At 68.6% G+C, this 20,110-nt stretch carries 14 protein-coding genes; 10 read left to right on the top strand and 4 right to left on the bottom strand.

Annotated elements, in window-relative coordinates; translation table 11 throughout:
* Positions 1–107 precede the first annotated feature (107 nt).
* The 3 genes from ACRAQ3_RS10465 to ACRAQ3_RS10455 all read left to right on the top strand — a co-directional run bounded on the left by ACRAQ3_RS10465 (position 108) and on the right by ACRAQ3_RS10455 (position 5,059).
* Complete coding sequence (locus ACRAQ3_RS10465; protein WP_432254581.1) at positions 108–2,630, top strand: penicillin-binding protein 1A; 2,523 nt, start codon at positions 108–110, stop codon at positions 2,628–2,630.
* Positions 2,631–2,724: 94 nt separating this feature from the next.
* Entirely contained in the window at positions 2,725–3,849 is a 1,125-nt protein-coding gene (prfB, locus tag ACRAQ3_RS10460) for a peptide chain release factor 2 (RefSeq protein WP_432254580.1), read from the top strand.
* Positions 3,850–3,988: 139 nt separating this feature from the next.
* A complete protein-coding gene (locus tag ACRAQ3_RS10455) occupies positions 3,989–5,059 on the top strand; it encodes an FAD-dependent oxidoreductase (RefSeq protein WP_432254579.1) in 1,071 nt (356 codons plus the stop codon).
* A 64-nt stretch (positions 5,060–5,123) separates the two neighbouring features.
* On the opposite strand, the gene ACRAQ3_RS10450 is transcribed toward ACRAQ3_RS10455, so the two are convergent.
* From ACRAQ3_RS10450 to bcp, 4 genes are all read right to left on the bottom strand, one after another.
* The gene (locus ACRAQ3_RS10450) at positions 5,124–5,633 is read right to left on the bottom strand and encodes a bactofilin family protein (protein ID WP_085895720.1); all 510 of its coding nucleotides are present in this window, start codon (positions 5,631–5,633) and stop codon (positions 5,124–5,126) included.
* Positions 5,623–6,951, bottom strand: coding sequence for a DUF5930 domain-containing protein (locus tag ACRAQ3_RS10445; protein WP_269395975.1), 1,329 nt, complete (start codon positions 6,949–6,951; stop codon positions 5,623–5,625). The genes ACRAQ3_RS10450 and ACRAQ3_RS10445 overlap by 11 nt, the downstream gene beginning before the upstream one ends.
* Positions 6,952–7,155: 204 nt before the next feature.
* Entirely contained in the window at positions 7,156–7,983 is an 828-nt protein-coding gene (locus ACRAQ3_RS10440; RefSeq protein ID WP_432254578.1) for a ferritin-like domain-containing protein, read from the bottom strand.
* Positions 7,980–8,465: a thioredoxin-dependent thiol peroxidase gene (bcp, locus tag ACRAQ3_RS10435; RefSeq protein ID WP_432254577.1), complete on the bottom strand. Its 486-nt coding sequence runs from the start codon at positions 8,463–8,465 to the stop codon at positions 7,980–7,982. Before bcp ends, ACRAQ3_RS10440 begins: the two co-directional genes overlap by 4 nt.
* A 142-nt stretch (positions 8,466–8,607) precedes the next feature.
* Between bcp and ACRAQ3_RS10430 the strand changes: the two genes are divergently transcribed.
* The 7 genes from ACRAQ3_RS10430 to uvrA all read left to right on the top strand — a co-directional run bounded on the left by ACRAQ3_RS10430 (position 8,608) and on the right by uvrA (position 20,065).
* A complete protein-coding gene (locus ACRAQ3_RS10430) occupies positions 8,608–11,910 on the top strand; it encodes an AsmA-like C-terminal region-containing protein (RefSeq protein ID WP_432254576.1) in 3,303 nt (1,100 codons plus the stop codon).
* 13 nt (positions 11,911–11,923) lie between these two features.
* Complete coding sequence (queA, locus tag ACRAQ3_RS10425; RefSeq protein WP_432254575.1) at positions 11,924–12,982, top strand: tRNA preQ1(34) S-adenosylmethionine ribosyltransferase-isomerase QueA; 1,059 nt, start codon at positions 11,924–11,926, stop codon at positions 12,980–12,982.
* A 98-nt stretch (positions 12,983–13,080) separates the two neighbouring features.
* A complete protein-coding gene (locus tag ACRAQ3_RS10420) occupies positions 13,081–14,358 on the top strand; it encodes an MFS transporter (protein WP_269395970.1) in 1,278 nt (425 codons plus the stop codon).
* Between the two features lie 108 nt (positions 14,359–14,466).
* Complete coding sequence (locus ACRAQ3_RS10415; protein WP_432254574.1) at positions 14,467–15,078, top strand: DUF924 family protein; 612 nt, start codon at positions 14,467–14,469, stop codon at positions 15,076–15,078.
* 110 nt (positions 15,079–15,188) lie between these two features.
* Positions 15,189–16,583, top strand: coding sequence for a dihydrolipoyl dehydrogenase (gene lpdA, locus ACRAQ3_RS10410; RefSeq protein WP_432254573.1), 1,395 nt, complete (start codon positions 15,189–15,191; stop codon positions 16,581–16,583).
* 104 nt (positions 16,584–16,687) lie between these two features.
* Positions 16,688–17,044 carry a peptidoglycan-binding domain-containing protein gene (locus tag ACRAQ3_RS10405; RefSeq protein WP_432254572.1) on the top strand — a complete coding sequence of 119 codons (357 nt, stop codon included), beginning with the start codon at positions 16,688–16,690 and terminating at the stop codon, positions 17,042–17,044.
* Positions 17,045–17,200: 156 nt separating this feature from the next.
* Positions 17,201–20,065 (top strand): excinuclease ABC subunit UvrA, encoded by a 2,865-nt coding sequence (gene uvrA, locus ACRAQ3_RS10400; RefSeq protein WP_432254571.1) that lies wholly within the window; start codon positions 17,201–17,203, stop codon positions 20,063–20,065.
* The last annotated feature ends 45 nt before the right edge of the window (positions 20,066–20,110 follow it).

The raw sequence follows: 20,110 nt of genomic DNA, 5'->3' as shown, positions 1-20,110 counted from the left end.
AAAGCGTGACCCCGCTTTCGGGCGTTTTGCTGCCGATTTCAAGCCCTGCGCTTTTGACCCCGGGCGGGCGCTTGCCTATAAGCCCCTCATTCCTCCCGGAGACAATCGTGCTGCGCTTCATCATGTCCTTCCTCGGCGGCATCTTCTCGATGCTGACCCTCGGCCTCGCAATGGGGGCGCTGACGCTCGGGGCGATCTTCTACGTCTATGGCCGCGATCTGCCCAGCTACGAGACGCTGGCCCAGTACACGCCGCCGACGATCAGCCGCGTCTATGACGGCGAAGGCAACATCCTCGACGAGTTCGCCACCGAACGACGGCTCTTCACCCCGGCCGAGGAGATCCCGGATCTCGTCAAGCATGCCTTCGTTTCGGCCGAGGACCAGAATTTCTACGTCCATTCCGGATTCGACGTGAAGGGCATCGTCGCCGCCGGCGTCGAGGCGGTGCGCTCGCGGGGCGAGGACATCCGCGGTGCCTCCACGATCACCCAGCAGGTGATGAAGAACTTCCTGCTCGACGGCTCGCGCACCATCGAGCGCAAGATCAAGGAGCTGATCCTCGCGGTGCGGATCGAGGGCGCGATGGACAAGGAGCGGATCCTCGAGCTTTATCTCAACGAGATCTTCCTCGGGCAGAACTCCTACGGCGTCACCGCCGCCGCGCAGACCTATTTCAACAAGCCGCTATCGCAGCTCGAGCCGGGCGAGGCCGCCTATCTCGCGGCGCTGGCGCAGCGCCCCGGCAACCTGCACCCGGTGCGGCAATACGAGGACGCGGTGAACCGCCGCAACTACGTGCTGCGCCGGATGTGGGAAGACGGCTATATCGACGAGGCCACCTATCGCGAGGGCCGTGGCCTGACGCTCGACACGGTACAGTCCGGCGATATCGCGAGCTTCCGCGCCGCGTTGCCGCCGCGCGACTACTTTACCGACGAGGTGCGCCGCCAACTCTCGGCCGAGTTCGGCGAGGACGAGTTCTTCGGCGGCGGTCTGTCGATCCGCGCCACGCTGGACGGCCCGTTGCAGGTCGAGGCGGCGCATGCGCTGCAGCGCGCGCTCGAGCAGTATGATCGCGGGCTGGGCCGTTGGCGCGGCACCGGCAAGTCGATCCCGGTCGAAACGCTCGACGACGAGCTGGCCTGGCGCAAGGCGCTCTCCGAGGTCGACGTGCCGCGCGACGTGACGCTGGAAAGCCAGTGGTACCCGGCCGTGGTGATGGAACTCGGCGAGAGCGAGATGCGCCTTGGGATCGAGGGGCTGGCCGATAACGGTTCCGAGCCGCATGTGGTGCCGCGCGACGACATTTCCTGGATGCGCGGCAGCTTTGCCGAGAATTTCGAGCGCGGCGACGTGGTGCTGGTGCGCCGGATGACCTCCGACGATGACGGCAGCTTCATCCGCTGGACGCTGCGGCAGACGCCGCGCGTGCAGGGTGCCTTCATGGCGATGGACGTCAACACCGGCCGGGTGCTGGCGATGCAGGGCGGCTTCTCCTACCAGGACAGCGTGTTCAACCGCGCCACCCAAGCGATGCGCCAGCCCGGCTCCTCTTTCAAGCCCTTCGTCTACGCTGCGGCGCTCGACAGCGGCTACACCCCGGCGACGATCATCGTCGACGCCCCGATCGAGATCAACACGCCGCAGGGCATGTGGCGACCCCAGAACGCCTCCAACAAGTTCTATGGGCCGACGCCCCTGAGAACCGGCATCGAGCAGTCGCGCAACATCATGACGATCCGCCTTGCGCAGGAGGTAAGCATGGATACCGTCGCCGATTACGGCGAGAAGTTCGGTGTCTACGACGACCTCGGGCCCTACCTGTCGAACGCGTTGGGCGCGCAGGAGACGACGCTGTTCAAGATGGTCGCGGCCTATGCGATGTTCGCCAATGGCGGCGAACGGGTCGAGCCGACGCTGGTCGACCGGGTGCAGGATCGCTACGGCAACACGCTCTACCGCCACGATCAACGCAACTGCGTCGACTGCTCGCTCCCGAACCTGCCCGCAGGCAAGGCGCCGACGATCCAGTCGAACCGCGAGCGGATCATGAACGCGGTCACCGCCTACCAGCTCACCTCGATGATGGAGGGGGTGGTCAAGCGCGGCACCGCTCGCGGCATCAATCTCCCGGTGCCGATCGCCGGCAAGACCGGCACCACCAACGATGCCAAGGACGTGTGGTTCGTGGGCTTCTCGTCGAACATCGTCGCGGGTTGCTACATCGGCTACGACAACCCGCGCTCGCTCGGCTCGGGCGCCTCGGGCGGCGGCATCTGCGGTCCGGTGTTCGAGAGCTTCATGAGGGAGGCGATCGAGCGCTTCGGCGGCACCGAGTTCCCGGTCCCCGACGAGTGCCAGTTCATCAAGATCGACCGCTTCTCGGGTGCGCGCCTGCCCGACGGCGCCTCGGGCGATAACGTGATCTCCGAATGCTTCCGCATCGGCGAGGAGCCGCTGTTCGGCGTGACTTTCGATGGCGGATTCAAGATGTCGGGCGATCTGCCGCTCTACGAGGAGGCGGGCGGCAACAAGCCGGCCAAGAAGGTCCAGACCTCGACCGGCAACACCGCCACCGTCGGCCCGAAGGCGAGCTTCGGCACGCTGTCCTCGGGCGGCCTCTACTGAGCGACGCTCTCGCGCGCCTCGCTTGCCGGGGCGCGCGGGGCGCGCTATCACGCCGCACAATTCAAAGCCTTCGAGGCCGAGTGAGGAGCCGATCATGCGCGCAGAGACGCAAGCCAACATCGCCGCCATCGAGAAGTCGCTCGGGCTGCTGGCCAAGCGCATGGGCCTCGAGACGGCGGCGCACCGGCTCGAGGAATTCGACGCCCGGGTCGAGGACCCGACGCTGTGGGACGATCCCGCCGCCGCGCAGAAGCTGATGCGCGAGCGCCAGTCGCTGCTCGACAAGATGGGTACCTACGACCAGATCAGCCAGGGGCTGAAGGACAATGTCGAGCTGATCGAGCTGGGCGAGATGGAGGGCGACGAGGAGGTCGTGGCCGAGGCCGAGGCCACGCTCAAGGCGCTGCGCCAGACCGCCGGCGCCAAGGAGCTGGAGGCGCTGCTTGACGGCGAGGCCGATGGCAACGACACCTTCCTCGAGATCAATGCCGGTGCCGGCGGCACCGAGGCCTGCGACTGGGCGCAGATGCTGCAGCGGATGTATGTGCGCTGGGCCGAGAAGCGCGGCTACGAGGTCGAGATGCAGTCCGAGGAAGCTGGCGGCGAGGCCGGCATCAAGTCGGTCGCCTACAAGATCTCCGGCCCCAACGCCTATGGCTGGCTGAAATCGGAATCGGGCGTGCACCGTCTCGTGCGGATCTCGCCCTTCGGCAAGGGCACCCGCGAAACCTCCTTCGCGAGCGTCTGGGTCTATCCGGTGGTCGATGACAACATCGAGATCGACGTGAACCCCTCCGACATCCGGGTCGATACCTACCGCTCCTCGGGCGCCGGCGGCCAGCACGTCAACACCACCGACTCTGCGGTGCGGATCACCCACCTGCCGACCGGCATCGTCGTGACCTCCTCGGAAAAATCGCAGCACCAGAACCGCGACATCGCGATGAAGGCGCTGAAATCGCGACTCTACCAGATGGAGCTCGACCGCCGGAACGCCGAGATCAACGCACAGCACGACGCCAAGGGCGATGCCGGCTGGGGCAACCAGATCCGCTCCTACGTGCTGCAGCCCTACCAGATGGTGAAGGACCTGCGCACCGGCCACGAGACCTCGGACACCCAAGGCGTGCTCGACGGCGATCTCGACGGCTTCATGGCCGCGACCCTGGCTGGTCAGGTCTCCGGCAAGAGCCGCGCCGAGGCGACCTCGGACGACTGAGCCCAACCCCGACTTTGTTCCTGAAATACGCCGGGGTCCGGGGCGGAGCCCCGGTCCCGTCCTCTCGGCCCGCGCTCACCTGTCCCGCATCTTGCCCGTCGTAACCCTGCGCTCCTAGACTGGGGCGGGAGGGCTGAGGATGAGGGTGCTGATCTGCGGCGCCGGACCCACCGGGCTGACCGCCGGGGTCGAACTGGCCCGGCGTGGTATCGAGGTGACGGTCTTCGAGGCGCGAGATGCGCCGTCCCCCCTGTCGCGCGCCGTTGGAATCAATCCCGAAAGCCTGCATCGTCTTGAGCCTTCCGGCGTGACCGAGGCGCTGCTGGCCGAGGGCGTCACCTATAGAGGCCTGATCCTTCATCGCGGTGGCCGGGTCTGGGCCAGCCTCGATTTCGCCGAGGCCCGGCCCGAGCGTTTCGGCCGTCGCTACATGTTCGGGCTGCCGCAGGATCGCACCGAGGCGATCCTCGCCGCGGCATTGGCACGTCACGGCGGCACGCTGCTGCGCGGCGCCGAGATCGTCGCGATGACGCAGGACGCCCGAGACGTCCGTATCACATTGAAGGATGGTCAGGAGGAGCGCGGCGACTGGCTCGTCGGCGCCGACGGCACGCGCAGCCTCATGCGCGAGGCGGCGGGGATCGGTTATCCCGGGCACCGTCTTCCGGATGTCTGGTCGATCGCCGATATCGACGCGCCGGGCTGGCCGCATCGCGACCGGGTGGCGCTGTCCCTGTTGCCCGAGGGGCGGGTGGCCGCCGTCGTGCCGCTGGGCGGTGAGCGGGTGCGGATGATCTCGAACACCGAGGACGCGCTCGCGGCCGAGCCCTTCGGCGTGCGGGTCGCGCATCTGCACGACCGGGGCCAGTTCCGGGTGGCGTTGCGACTGGCGGAGCGGTTCCGGGAGGGGCGGGTGCTGCTCGCGGGAGACGCCGCGCATTCGCATTCTCCCGCCGGCGGGCGCGGCATGAATCTGGGCATCGCCGATGCCTGCGATCTGGCCGAACGGCTCGCCGACGGCGGAATCGACGGCTATTCCGAAGCCCGCCGCGCCGCGGATCGCCGGATCATCGCCGGGGCCGAGCGGATGCGCCGCGTGGTCACCGCGAAGCGCCGGCTGGCCCGCCCAGCGACGCTGGCGGCGGTGCGGCTGATCACCGCCCTGCCGCCGCTGCGGGCGCGTTTCGCGGCGAATTTCCTCTACGGCTAGCCGGATACGAAAAGGGCGCCCCGGTTTTCCGAGACGCCCCGATCCGTCGATCCCGCGACCGGCCTCAGTCGTGGCCGCCTTCGGCCACGGACGGCTTCGGCAGCGGCTTGGGCGCGCCGGTGGTGTTCAGCGGGTCTTCCTGACGCTGCACCGAACCCTCGAAATGCGCCCCGCTCTCGATCGCGATGGTCTTGTGGATGATGTCGCCCTCGACGCGGGCGGTCGAGGTGAGGCGAACCTTGAGGCCGCGCACCCGGCCGACGATCCGGCCATTGATGACCACGTCATCCGCGACCAGCTCGCCGCGCACGGTGGCGCCTTCGCCGACGGTCAGCAGATGCGCGCGGATGTCGCCCTCGATCTGGCCCTCGACCTGGATGTCGCCGGTGGTCTTGACGTTGCCCTTGATGTGCAGGTCGGCCGAGAGCACCGAGGCCGGCGGCTTCGCCTTGGGTGCGGCGGGACGGTAGTCCTGCGATCCCTGCGGCTGCGCGGGCTTGGTGGTGGCGTCCATCTGGGGGTTCCCTTCGGCTGTCCTGGGTCCGGGCTCGTTGATCTTGCTCTTAGAAAACATCTTTTCCAGCTCGTATGTAGGTCATGGGATTGACGGGAGTCCCACCGACGCGCACCTCGTAATGGAGGTGGGGCCCGGTCGATCGTCCGGAGTTGCCCATATCACCAATCCGCTCGCCGCGCGATACCCTTTGGCCGACCTTCACGCTGATCTTGTTGAGGTGGGCGTAACGGGTCTCGATCCCGAACTCGTGCTGGATCTTGATCAGCCGGCCATAGCCCGAGGCCCAACCGGCGCTGACCACCACGCCGTCGGCGGTGGAGTAGACCGGGGTGCCGATCGGCGCCGCGAAATCGGCGCCCGCATGCAGGCGGCCCCAGCGCTGGCCGAAGCCGGAGGTAAAGCGATAGGAGGATTTCACCGGCTCCGCGAAGGGCGCCTTGGAGGCGGCGATCCGGTAGAGGTTGATCTCGTCCATCTTGTCGAGCAGCGCGTTGGCACGCTCGGCATTGTCGTGGCCATGGCCCGCATGGGACCCCATGGTGGAGAACTGGATCGGAGTCAGCGCGCCGCCGCCGATGCCGCTATAGCCCTTGCGCACCTTGCTGATCATCGCGTCGGGGTCCATGCCGGCCGCGCGGAACATCTCGCCCAGCGGCTCGACCGAAACGGTCATCGCCTCTTCGAGCTGGCGGAAGATCTCGTCGTTGCGTTCGGTCATCAGCCGCAGCTCGAGCTGCATCTCGTTGGCCTGTTCGAAGGCAAGCTCGGCATCCTCGGCGATGCGGTCGCGCTCTTCGGCGGTTTCGGCCAGCGCGCCGGACAGGATGTCGAGCGTGCCCTCGACCGAGGCCGCGTCGGCGCCGCCGGGCAGGGTGCCGCCCTCGGCCAGCGCCAGCTTCAACTCCTCGGCGGCGTCGCGCGCGGTCTCGCGCTCGATCATGGTGCGGCGCAGCGCGGCCTGCATCACCTCGAGCCCGGTCTCCATCTCGCGGCGCTTGTCCTCGGAGGCCAGCAGCTCGCTCTGCATGGTCGAGATCTGGGCCAGCGCGGTCGAGAACCGCTCCTGCGCGGCGGCGGCTTCGGCGGCGCGCAGGTCGCGCTCGGCCGAGAGAACGTTCAGGCGATCCTCGTAGATCATCTGGTCGCGTTGCGCCTGGGCGCGGAAATTGCCGGAGCCGATCGAATCCATCAGCAGAATCGCGGTGGCGGTGATGGTCCAGCCGACCACCAGCGTCGCGCCGGTCCAGGCGATCAGCTGGGTCGAGGGGTGGAGCCTGATGAACCGGGTCTCGGTGTCCGAGCGCAGAAACAGCCGCCGTTCGGGAAACCGGCGCTCCAGCGCCGCGTGAAGTTTCTGTGCCAGTTTGATGCGCACCCGTCCGTCCCCGTGTTGTCCCGGTCACAGCCTCTCTTTTTCGAGAGTGCCGCGTGCGTGGTGTTAGCGGGGCCTCCCCCCTGTCGCAACATCTTTGGGCAGCCACCCGGGTCGCGGGCGCGGAGAAGGCCGAAAAACGGCAAGATATCGCCGAAAGGACTATAGTGTCACACTGTGGCGCCCGAGCAACGAAAGGGCCGGTCTTCAGCCCTCTCGCCGGGCCGTCTCCTCGGCAAGCGGCCAGTAGAAATCGGGCGGGATCCCGGCCTCGGCGCGCTTCTCCTCGTTGAATGGCGGCTTGAGCCCGCCGTGGAAATGGCGCCGCACGAGGTCGCGAAACAGCGGCGCGGGGTCGAGATCGTGCCGCCCGCACAGGAAGTGGAACCACTTCGAGCCGTAGGAGACGTGGTGCACCTCCTCGGCATAGATCACCTCGAGCGCCGCGACGGTGTCGGTGTCGCCCGCCTTGCGGAAGATCTCGATCATGCCGGGCGTCACGTCGAGACCGCGCGCCTCGAGCACCATCGGCACCACGGCGAGCCGCGCCATCAGGTCGGCGGCGGTGTCCTCGGCGGCGCGCCACATGCCCTCATGCGCGGGCAGGGCGCCGTAATGGCTGCCCAGCGCCTCAAGCCGGTCGCACAGCAGGTTGAAATGCTTCGATTCCTCGTCCGCCGCCTGCACCCAGTCGTCGAAATAGCCCAAAGGCAGCGGCGTCGCGGCAAAGCGCGCGACCGCGTCCCAATGCAGGTCCACCGCGTTCAGCTCGATATGCGCCACCGCGTGAATCAGCGCGATCCGGCCATGTTCCGAGCCGGGACGGCGCTTGGGCATTTCGCGCGGGGCCAGCAGTTCGGGCCGGTCCGGGCGGGCCGGCCGGTCCGGGGGCGGGGTATCGCCGATTTCCAGCGGCGCGCCAGCGGCGCGGCTGTCGCGCCAGGCCTTGGCGGCGGCGTGGCTGCGTGCGGTCTTGAGGCGGCCATCGGCGGTCGAGAGCACCTCGACCGCCAGATCGGTGAGCGTCCGGTTCACAGCGCCCGCACCGCGTCGAGAACCTCCTCGGCATGGCTCGCCACCTTCACCTTGCGCCAGATTCGGGCGATCCTGCCTTGGGCGTCGATGAGGAAGGTGGTGCGCTCGATCCCCATGAAGGTCTTGCCGTACATCTTCTTCTCGACCCAGACACCGTAGCGCTCGCAGACATCGGCCTCGGCATCCGACAGCAGCGTCACGCCCAGCCCGTACTTGTCGCGGAACCTCTCGTGCTTGGCGACGCTGTCCTTGGACACGCCGAGCACCCGTGCGCCCAGCAGTTCGAAATCGCCGCCCAGCTCGGTGAAGCCCTGCGCCTGCTTGGTGCAGCCCGACGTGTCGTCGCGCGGATAGAAATAGAGCACCACCGGCGCGCCGAGATGGGCCGAGAGCCGGACCTCTTCGCCGCCGTCGCGCGGCAAGATGAAATCGGGGGCTTTCTGGCCGGGCTCGGGCAGGGTGGCCGTCATCGTGTCGCTCATGGCGCATCCTCGCTGTCGTGAACGGGCGGCGGTGGCCCTCGGGGGGCAAGGGATCTACGCTGGGGCCGACGAAATCAAGGGGTCTTGGCCCGACTTGCAGCACCGATCGATCAGCCCGCGCGACCGGCGCGCCCGCCCGGCCGTGGCGGCGACGGCTCTCGCGCGCCCGTCGCGGCGCCGGGCGCGCGGGCTGAAGCTGGCGGAAGGCCTGCGCCTCGGTCTCGGGCTCGGGCTGACGCTGGTGACGCTCCCCGTGGCGCTGGCTCTCGGCCTGGGGCTGTTGCTGATCGGGCAGACGATCACGGCGCCGAGCTGGATCACCGAGCGGATCGAGGCGCAGGCGGACAGCATGCTGGCCGGGGGGCGCATCGATTTCGGCGCGATCGCCCTGACGCTCGGCACCGACCTGCATCCGCGCGTGGCGCTGCGCGACACGGTGCTGCACGATGCCGAAGGCGCGGTGCTGGCGCGGGTGCCCCGGATCGAAGCGCTCCTGAGCCCGCGCGGCCTGCTCTTCGAGCGCTCCGTGCTGGCGCAGGAGGTGATCCTGACCGAGGCCGAGATCGGGCTCAGGCGCGACACCACCGGCCGGGTCGAAGTGCGGTTCGAGCGCGCCGCGCCGCGATCCGTCCCCGCGCCGCAGCCGGATACGAGCGGGCTGGCCGGGCTGTTGTCGCGCATCGACGCGGTGTTGGACCGGCCCGCGCTCGATGCTCTGGAGCGGATCGAGGCGCGGCGGCTGGCGGTCAATTATTCCGATGCGCGCGCGGGGCGCGACTGGACCGCCGAGGACGGGCGGATCGCGCTTGATCTGCGCGCCGGGATGCGGCTCGCCGGGCAGATGACGCTGCGCGCCGATGGCGGCGAGGTCACCGATCTCGCCCTCGGCTACGACCGTGCCGGCGGCGCGCGGGATGCCGAGATCCGGATGAACATCGAGGGAGCGGCCAGCCGCGATCTCGCCACGCAGCATCCGGCGCTGTCCTTTTTGTCGGTGCTCGACGCGCCGCTTTCGGCGCGGCTGCGGGGCCGGATCGGCATCGATGGCACGCCGGGGCCGTTCAGCGCGGCGCTGCGGATCGGCGCCGGCGCGCTGGCGCCGGGCGAGGGCGCCGAGCCGCTGCGCTTCGAGCGCGCCGAGCTGGCGCTGCGGTTCGACCCGGCAGAGGACCGAATCGCGTTCGAGCGCATCTCCGCCATGGGCGAGCTGGGCCGCGTCGAGGGGCAGGGGCAGGCCTGGCTGCGCGAGGTGAAGGCGGGCTGGCCCGGCGCGCTGGTGGCGCAGATGCGCTTCGACGAGGTGGCGCTCGCGGCGGGGGCCGGGCTGCCGGACGCGGTGGCACTGCGCGAGGTCTGGTCGGACCTGCGGCTGCACCCCGATCCCTTCGAGCTCGAGATCGGCGGATTCGGTGCCACCGATGCCGCCAGCGGTGCCCGGATCGGCGGCAGCGGCGCGATCGGCTCGACCCCCGAAGGCTGGCGCGCCGCGCTCGATGTCCAGGCTGCGGCGCTCTCGCGCGAGCGCCTGCTCGCCTACTGGCCCGAGGGCTTCAAGCCGGGGACCCGCGACTGGATCGCCAACCACATACCCGCCGCCACGCTGCGCGACGTGACGGCGGCGCTGCGCCGGTCGCCGGGGCAGGACCTCGAGATCGCGCTCAGCCATGGTTTCGAAGGCGCCACGATCCGCCCGCTCGACGGGCTGCCGCCGATCACCGGCGGGGCGGGCTATGCCAGCATCGGCGACGGCACCTTTTCCGTCAGCCTGACCGAGGGCGTGGCCGAGGCGCCGCAGGGCGGCCGCGTCGACCTCTCGGGCACCAGCTTCACGATTCCCCGGCTGGGCGGGCCGCGCCCCGGCGCCGAGATCGGCATCGAGGCCGCGGGCACGGTCACGGCGATGCTGTCCTTGATCGACCAGCCGCCTTTCCGGTTCCTGCAGAAGGCGGGAAAGCCGGTGGATCTGATCGAGGGGCGGGGCCGGGCCAGCGCCCGCGTCGCCCTGCCGCTGGGCGGGCCGGTCGCACCGGTGGAGGTGGCCTGGTCCGTGAGCGGCACGCTCGACGAGGTGTCGAGCACGGCGATCGTGCCGGAGCGCCGCGTCGCTGCCGAGCACCTCGCGCTCAGGGCCGGGCCCGAGGCGCTCGAGGTCGAAGGGCCGGTGACGATCGACGGTCTGCCGGCCGATGTGGCCTTTCGCCAGCCGCTCGGCGCATCCGGTGGGACGGCGCGGCTCGACGGGACGGTCGAGCTGTCGCAGCGCTTTCTCGACACCTTCGGCATCGCGCTGCCCGAGGGCACCCTGTCCGGTCGCGGCCGCGGCGAGGTCGCGATGCGGCTGGCGCGGGGCGCGCCGCCGCGGGTCACGCTCTCGACGGATCTCAGGGGGCTCGGCCTGTCGATCCCGGCACTGGGCTGGTCGGTGGCGCCCGGCACCACCGGGCAGCTGGAGATCGCGGGGCGGCTGGGCGAGACGCCGCGGATCGACCGGATCGCGCTCGACGCGGGCGGCCTCTCGGCGCGCGGCGATCTGCGGCTGCGTCCCGGCGGCGGGCTGGAGCGCGCCAGCTTCGAGCGGGTGCGCCTGTCGGACTGGCTCGACGTCAGCGCCGATCTGGTCGGGCGCGGCCCGGGCGAGACGGTGGGGCTCGAGATCACGGGCGGCGCGGTCGATCTGCGGCGCGCCGGTTTCGGCAAGGGCGGCGGCGGGGCGGGCGGGCCGATCAGCCTCGCGCTCGACCGGCTGCGCGTCACCGACGCGGTGGCGCTCACCGCGCTGCGGGGCCGGTTCTCGACCGTGGGCGGCTTTTCGGGTCGCTTCGATGCGCGGGTCAATGGCGGCGCGCCGGTCTCGGGGCTGGTGGTGCCCGATGATGGCGGTACGGCGGTGCGCATCACCGGGCCGGATGCGGGGGCGGTGCTGCGCTCGGCCGGGCTCTACGGCACCGCCACCGGTGGCGCGCTCGACCTGACGCTGCTGCCCGACGGGCGACCCGGCCATTACACCGGCGATCTCGACGTGGCCGGGCTGCGGGTGCGCGACGCGCCCGCCATGGCGCAGCTTCTCGACGCGATCTCGGTGGTGGGACTGCTGCAGCAGCTGGACGGCAAGGGGCTCGCCTTCGACCGGATCCTGGCCGATTTCCGGCTGAGCCCTGACATGCTCGAGATCACGCAATCGAGCGCCACCGGGCCGGGTCTTGGCATTTCCCTCGACGGGAGATACAGCCTCGCTTCCAGACGCATGGCCTTCCGAGGCGTCGTCTCGCCCTTCTACCTCGTCAATTCGCTGGGATCGTTCCTGACCCGCCCCGGCGAGGGGCTGATCGGCTTCAACTACACGCTGGGCGGCACGCCCGAGGACCCGCAGGTCTCGGTCAACCCGCTCTCCGCGCTCACCCCCGGCCTGTTCCGCGAACTGTTCCGGAGGCCGCCACCGACCTGACCTGAGGACGCCGATGAAGCTCTCGGATTTCGATTTCGACCTGCCCGACGAGCTGATCGCCACCCGGCCCGCCAAGCCGCGCTCGTCGGCGCGGCTGCTGCTGGCCCAAGGCCGGGAGATCGCCGACCGGGTGGTGACCGATCTGGTGCAGATCCTGCGGCCGGGCGACCGGCTCGTGCTTAACGACACCAAGGTGATCCCGGCGCGTCTGAGCGGCACCCGGACCCGCCCCGGCGCCGCCGGCGAGGGCACGGCGCGGATCGAGGTGACGCTGCTCGGTCCCCGCGCTGACGGCTGCTGGAGCGCGCTGGTCAAGCCGCTTCGGAAGCTGCGCGAGGGCGAGGTCGTGGTGTTCTCGGAGCGACTCTCGGCCGAGTTGGTGGGCCGCGAGGCCGATCAGGCGGTGCTGCGTTTCGATCTCGAGGGCGATGATTTCGACGCCGCCATCGCCGAGGTCGGCGCGATGCCGCTGCCGCCCTACATTGCCGCCAAGCGCGCCGCCGACGAGAGCGACCGCGAGGATTACCAGACCGTCTGGGCGGCGCGGCCCGGCGCGGTTGCCGCCCCCACCGCCTCGCTGCATTTCGACGAGCCGCTGATGGCGGCGCTGGCCGCGCGCGGCGTCAGCTTCACCCATGTGACGCTGCATGTCGGGGCGGGAACCTTCCTGCCGGTGAAGGTCGACGACATCCGCGACCACAAGATGCACGCCGAATGGGGCGAGGTGAGCGAGAAGGCCGCCGCCGAGATCGCCGCCACCCGCGCCACGGGCGGGCGGGTCATCCCGGTCGGCACCACCGCGCTGCGGCTGATCGAGAGCGCCGCGCGGGGCGGCCAGATCGCGCCGTGGTCGGGCGAGACCGACATCTTCATCACCCCGGGCTTCGAATTCCGCGTCGCGCATGGGTTGATGACCAATTTCCACCTGCCGAAATCGACGCTGATGATGCTGGTCTCGGCCTTGATGGGGGTGGAGGAGATCCGCCGGATCTACGATCACGCCATCGCGAATCGCTACCGCTTCTTCTCCTATGGCGACGCCTCGCTGCTGTTGCCACGCAACGGGCGCTGAAGCCGCTTCGTTTTCGACCGACGAACCGTCGTATTGCTGAAAGACTCGGCTGCTAGCACCGGGTTAGCCGAGCCTTAGCCGGCAGAAAGGGACAGGCCATGATTCAGGTTCTCGGGAGCTCCTGGGCGCTTCTGCTCGGCATGTTCATGCTGATGATCGGCAACGGGCTTCAGGGCACGCTCCTGGGCCTGCGCGGCGAGGTAGAGGGCTTCTCGACGCTCGAGATGTCGGTGATCATGTCGGCCTATTTCGCGGGCTTCCTTTTCGCCTCGCGCTACGCGCCGATGATGATCCGCCGGGTCGGTCACGTGCGGGTCTTCGCGGCGCTGGGCTCGACCATCTCGGCGGTGCTGATCCTCTACCCGGCGCTGGCCGAGCCATGGGCCTGGACGCTGGGCCGCGTCGCCATCGGCTTCTGCTTTTGCGGCGTCTACATCACCGCCGAGAGCTGGCTCAACGATGCCGCCAGCAACGAGCATCGCGGCAAGGCGCTGTCGCTCTACATGATCGTGCAGATGGCCGGCATCGTCATGGCGCAGTATCTCGTGACGCTGGGCGACGTGTCGGGCTTCATCCTGTTCATCATCCCCTCGGTTCTGGTGTCGATGGCCTTCGCGCCGATCCTCCTGTCGGTGAGCCCGGCGCCGGTGTTCAACACCACCAAACCGCTGCCACTGCGGCGGCTGATCGACGCCTCGCCGCTGGCCTGCATGGGGATGTTCCTCCTGGGCGGCGTCTTCGCGGCGCAGTTCGGCATGTCGGCGGTCTATGGCGCCCGGGCCGGCCTGTCGGTGGCGCAGATCTCGCTCCTGGTCTCGATCACCTATGTCGGCGCGCTGGTGCTGCAGTTCCCGATCGGCTGGCTGTCGGACCGGATCGACCGGCGCTGGCTGATCCTCGGCCTGTCGGCGGTGGGCGGGGCCGGGGCGCTGGTGTCGTTCCTGCTGCCCGGTCATGTCGGGCTGATCCTCGTCTCGGCGGCGCTGGTGGGCGGCACCTCGAACCCGCTCTACGCGCTGCTCATCGCCTATGCCAACGACTACCTCGACCGAGAGGACATGGCGGCGGCCTCGGGCGGGCTGCTGCTGATCAACGGCGTCGGCGCCATCGCCGGCCCGATCGTGGTGGGTTGGATGCTCGACAATGTCGGCGCGCATGGCTTCTGGGCCTTCATCGCGGTGCTGATGCTGGGACTCGCGAGCTATGCGGGCTGGCGCATGCTGCGGCGCCCGGATCGCGGCGTCGAGGTCGGCGACACGGTCAGCTACGCGCCGATCGCCGCCACCGCCACGGCGGTGGCCGCCGAGGTCGCGCAGGAGGTCTATATCGAGCACGAGATCGAGCAGCAGGAGGAGGCCCGCGACGACGCCGCCTGAGCGGCGGGCGGCCGGATCGGGGCCAATTCGCGCCATATCGCGCCTTCGCGCTTGACCCGTGGCGGGGTTGGGGCAGGTTTGGGGGAACCACCGATCAGGAGGACCGCCATGACCGCCACCCCCGTCACCGCCCAGGCCGAGGCGCCGAGCGAGGCCGAGAAGGTGCTCGCCTTCTGGCTCGAGGAGGTCGAGCCGAAGCAGTGGTACATCGCCGATGACGATCTCGATGCCACGATCCGCGACCGGTTCGGCGCCATGTGGGACAAGGCCGCCGAGGGCGCTCTGGGCCACTGGCTCACCGAGCCGAACGGCGCGTTGGCCTATATCATCGTCACCGACCAGTTCGCGCGCAACATCTGGCGCGACGACGCCCGCGCCTTCCAGCTCGACGAGCAGGCCCGCTCGGTCGCCAAGCTGGCGATCGACAATGCCTGGGACCGCGAGATCGTGCCGCCGGGGCGGCAGTTCTTCTACCTGCCGCTGATGCATTCCGAGAATCTCGTCGATCAGGATCGCGCCGTGCGGCTGTTCTGCGAGCGGATGCCCGATGCCGAGGACAATCTGCTGCACGCCCGCGCCCATCGCGAGGTGATCCGGGAATTTGGGCGATTCCCGTTCCGCAACGACGCGCTGGGCCGCCAGACCACCGAGGCCGAGAGGGAATGGCTGGATCAGGGCGGTTACGGCGCCGTGGTCGAACGGCTGAAATCCGCCTCCTGACCCGGCGGCATCGCTTGCAGACCTGCCATGCAACCGGCCGTCTGGAAGCCCGGCGGAAAGTAGTTTAGCGTCAAACCAATTTTTTGCGGGACCGCCGAGGAGGAACACCGATGGCCGCCAGGAACTTCGACGTGATCGTGATCGGGGCCGGCCCCGGCGGCTATGTCGCCGCGATCCGCGCCGCCCAGCTGGGCAAGAAGGTCGTGATCGTCGAGCGCGAGAACTTGGGCGGCATCTGCCTGAACTGGGGCTGCATCCCGACCAAGGCGATGCTGCGCTCCTCCGAGGTGTTCCACCTGATGCACCGCGCCAAGGAGTTCGGGCTCAAGGCCGAGAGCATCGGCTACGATCTCGATGCGGTGGTCAAACGCTCTCGCGGCGTGGCCAAGCAGCTCTCCTCGGGCATCGGCCACCTGATGAAGAAGAACAAGATCGAGGTGGTGATGGGCGAAGCCACCATCCCCGCCAAGGGCAAGGTCACGGTCAAGACCGAGAAGGGCAGCGAGGAGCTGACCGCCAAGAACATCGTTCTGGCCACCGGCGCGCGCGCCCGCAACCTGCCGGGGCTCGAAGCCGATGGCGATCTGGTCTGGTCCTACCGCCACGCGCTGGTGCCGCCGCGCATGCCCAAGAAGCTGCTGGTCATCGGCTCGGGCGCGATCGGGATCGAGTTCGCGAGCTTCTACAACACGCTGGGTTCGGCGACGACCGTCGTCGAGGTGATGGACCGGATCCTGCCGGTCGAGGACGCCGAGATCTCGGCCTTCGCCAAGAAGCAGTTCGTGAAGCAGGGCATGAAGATCATGGAAAAGGCCGTGGTCAAGAAGCTCGATCGCGGGCAGAGCAAGGTCACGGCCCATATCGAGAGCAAGGGCAAGGTCGAGACGCAGGAGTTCGACACGGTGATCTCGGCCGTCGGCATCGTCGGCAACACCGAGGGGCTCGGGCTCGAAGAGCTGGGCGTCAAGATCGACCGCACCCATGTCATCACCGATGAATATTGCCGCACCGGCGTCGAGGGGCTCTATGCCATCGGCGACATCGCCGGCGCGCCCTGGCTCGCGCACAAGGCCTCGCATGAAGGCGTCATGGTGGCCGAGCTGATCGCCGGCGAGCATCCGCACCCGGTGCAACCCGAAAGCATCGCGGGCTGCACCTACTGCCAGCCGCAGGTGGCCTCGGTCGGCTACTCCGAGGCCAAGGCCAAGGAGCTGGGCTTTGACGTGAAGGTCGGCCGTTTCCCCTTCATCGGCAACGGCAAGGCGATCGCGCTGGGCGAGGCCGAGGGCATGGTCAAGACCGTGTTCGACGCCAAGACCGGCGAACTTTTGGGCGCCCACATGGTTGGCGCCGAGGTGACCGAGCTGATCCAGGGCTACATCGTCGGCCGCACCCTCGAGACCACCGAGAAGGAGCTGATGGAGACGGTATTCCCGCATCCGACGCTGTCCGAGATGATGCATGAGAGCGTTCTCGACGCCTATGGGCGGGCGCTGCACTACTGATCCTTGCCGCAGCGCAGGATCACGAATGCCCCCGACCGGCCCGGTCGGGGGCATTTTCTGTTAGGATGGCCCCATCGGGACCGGTTCCCGAAGTAGGGGGTATCATGCGTTTTCCGACATTCTGCGTCGTCGCGGGGCTGATCGCGACGGTGGCGCCAGCACAGGCCATGGAGGCCGATCGCGAGGGCGTCTACGAAATCCAGATCCTGCTGCAACATCTGGGCTACGAACCCGGGCAGATCGACGGGCTGCCAGGGCCGCGGCTGGCGCATGCCATCCGCGTCTTCGAGGCGGAGCATGGCCTGCCGGTCACCGGCCGCGCCGACACGGGTCTGAACGACCTGCTGCACGACCTGGTGGCCGCGAGCCCGTCGCGGGCGTTTATCGCGACCAACGCGCCGCCGCAGCGCCGTGGCTTCTGGCAGCGCCATGCCTGGCCGTCACGGATGGGCGGCTACTGACCGCCCGGATAAGATGCCGCAGCCCCGTCGCCTGCGCGGCAGGGGTTGCGGCATTTCGCGCAGCCCTGCCATGTGTTATCGTTTCGTTCTCATTTCGCGGTTGGAGAACGGCCTTCGGGGCCCTATCTTCCGGGCTGGACACTGGTGGGGACCTGCATGCCGGAACTGAAGCAGATCGAGGTGCGCGGCGCGCGCGAGCACAATCTCAAGAACATCGACGTGGATATCCCGCGCGACGAGCTTGTCGTGATCACCGGCCTGTCGGGCTCGGGCAAATCCTCGCTGGCCTTCGACACGATCTATGCCGAGGGTCAGCGCCGCTATGTCGAGAGCCTCTCGGCCTATGCTCGGCAGTTTCTCGACATGATGGAAAAGCCCGATGTCGATCACATCTCGGGCCTCTCGCCCGCGATCTCGATCGAGCAGAAGACCACCTCGAAGAACCCGCGCTCCACGGTCGGCACCGTCACCGAGATCTACGACTACATGCGCCTGCTCTTCGCGCGGGTCGGCACGCCCTATTCCCCCGCCACCGGCCAGCCGATCGAGGCGCAGCAGGTGCAGGACATGGTCGACCGGGTCATGGCGATGGAGGAGGGCACGCGCGGCTACCTGCTCGCGCCCATCGTGCGCGACCGCAAGGGCGAATACCGCAAGGAGTTCATCGAACTGCGCAAGCAGGGCTTCCAGCGGATCAAGGTGAATGGCGAATTTCACGAGTTGGAGAGCCCGCCGACGCTCGACAAGAAGTTCCGCCACGACATCGACGTGGTAGTCGACCGGATCGTGGTGCGCGAGGGGCTGGAGACGCGGCTCGCGGATTCGTTCCGCACCGCGCTCGACCTCGCCGACGGCATCGCGATACTCGAAACCGCGCCCAAGGAGGGCGACGGCGAGCCCGAGCGGATCACCTTCTCCGAGAAGTTCGCCTGCCCGGTCTCGGGATTCACCATCCCCGAGATCGAGCCGCGGCTGTTCTCGTTCAACGCGCCCTTCGGCGCCTGCCCCTCCTGCGACGGTCTGGGCGTCGAGCTGTTCTTCGACGAGCGCCTCGTCGTGCCCGATGTCACGCTCAAGGTCGCGGACGGTGCCATCGCGCCGTGGCGCAAGGGCAAGACGCCGTATTTCCTGCAGACCATCGAGGCGATCTCCAAGCATTACGGCGTGTCGAAGACCGCCCGCTGGAAGGACCTGCCCGAGAAGGTGCAGGAGGTGTTCCTGCGTGGCTCCGGCAAGGAGGAGATCGCGTTCCGCTACGATGATGGCGGCCGGGTCTACAAGGTGTCACGGCCCTTCGAGGGCGTGATCCCGAATCTCGAGCGCCGCTACCGCGAGACCGACAGCTCCTGGGTCCGCGAGGAGATGGAGCAGTACCAGAACAACCGTGCCTGCGGCACCTGCCACGGCTACCGGCTGCGCGAAGAGGCGCTGGCGGTGAAGATCGCCGGGTTGCATGTCGGCCAGGTCGTGCAGATGTCGATCCGCGAGGCCTTCGACTGGTGCGAGACCGTGCCCGCCAGCCTCACCAACCAGAAGAACGAGATCGCCCGCGCCATCCTCAAGGAGATCCGCGAGCGGCTCGGCTTCCTCAACAATGTCGGCCTCGACTACCTGACGCTGTCGCGCAACGCCGGCACCCTGTCGGGCGGCGAGAGCCAGCGCATCCGGCTGGCCTCGCAGATCGGCTCGGGCCTCACCGGCGTGCTCTACGTGCTCGACGAGCCGTCGATCGGCCTGCACCAGCGCGACAACGACCGGCTGCTCACCACGCTCAAGAACCTCCGCGACCAGGGCAACACGGTGATCGTGGTCGAGCATGACGAAGAGGCGATCCGCGAGGCGGATTACGTCTTCGACATGGGGCCGGGCGCGGGCGTGCATGGCGGCGCCATCGTCGCGCATGGCACGCCGCAGGAGATCATGGCCAACTCGGATTCGGTGACCGGCCAGTATCTCGTCGGCAGCCGCGAGATCGCGGTGCCCGCCAAGCGGCGCGAGGGCAATGGCAAGAAGCTCACCGTGGTGAAGGCCACCGGCAACAACCTCAAGGAGGTGACGGTCGATTACCCGCTGGGCAAGTTCGTCGCCGTCACCGGCGTCTCGGGCGGCGGCAAGTCGACGCTGACCATCGAGACGCTCTACAAGAACGCGGCGATGAAGCTCAACGGCGCCCGGCAGGCGCCGGCACCCTGCGAGACCATCAAGGGCTTCGAGCATCTCGACAAGGTGATCGATATCGATCAGCGCCCGATCGGCCGCACCCCGCGGTCGAACCCCGCGACCTATACCGGCGCCTTCACCCCGATCCGCGACTGGTTCGCGGGGCTGCCCGAGGCCAAGGCGCGCGGCTACAAGCCGGGCCGCTTCTCCTTCAACGTCAAGGGCGGGCGCTGCGAGGCCTGCCAGGGCGACGGCGTCATCAAGATCGAGATGCACTTCCTGCCCGATGTCTACGTCACCTGCGAGACCTGCAAGGGCGCGCGCTACAATCGCGAGACGCTGGAGGTGAAGTTCAAGGGCAAGTCGATCGCCGACGTGCTCGACATGACTGTCGAGGACGCGCAGGAGTTCTTCTCGGCCGTGCCCTCGATCCGCGAGAAGATGGACGCGCTGTGCCGCGTCGGCCTCGGCTACATCAAGGTCGGCCAGCAGGCGACGACGCTTTCAGGCGGCGAGGCGCAGCGGGTGAAACTGTCGAAGGAGCTGGCGCGCCGCTCCACGGGTCGCACGCTCTACATCCTCGACGAGCCGACCACCGGCCTGCATTTCGAGGATGTGCGCAAGCTTCTCGAAGTGCTGCACGAGCTGGTCGAGGCGGGCAATACGGTCGTGGTGATCGAGCACAATCTCGACGTGGTGAAGACCGCCGACTGGATCATCGACATCGGGCCCGAGGGCGGCGATGGCGGCGGCACCGTGGTCGCCACCGGTACCCCCGAACAGGTGGGCGAGGTCGAGGCGAGCCACACCGGCCGCTATCTCAAGCCGATGCTGAAGCCGCGCAAGATCGCCGCCGAATGAACGGCTGAGGATGAACGCAGAAGGGCCGCCCCGAGGGGCGGCCCT

It is taken from the genome of Limimaricola sp. AA108-03, assembly GCF_050847355.1.
In the GTDB taxonomy this organism is placed as follows: domain Bacteria; phylum Pseudomonadota; class Alphaproteobacteria; order Rhodobacterales; family Rhodobacteraceae; genus Limimaricola.
This window is presented reverse-complemented; position numbering and strand designations above follow the sequence as displayed.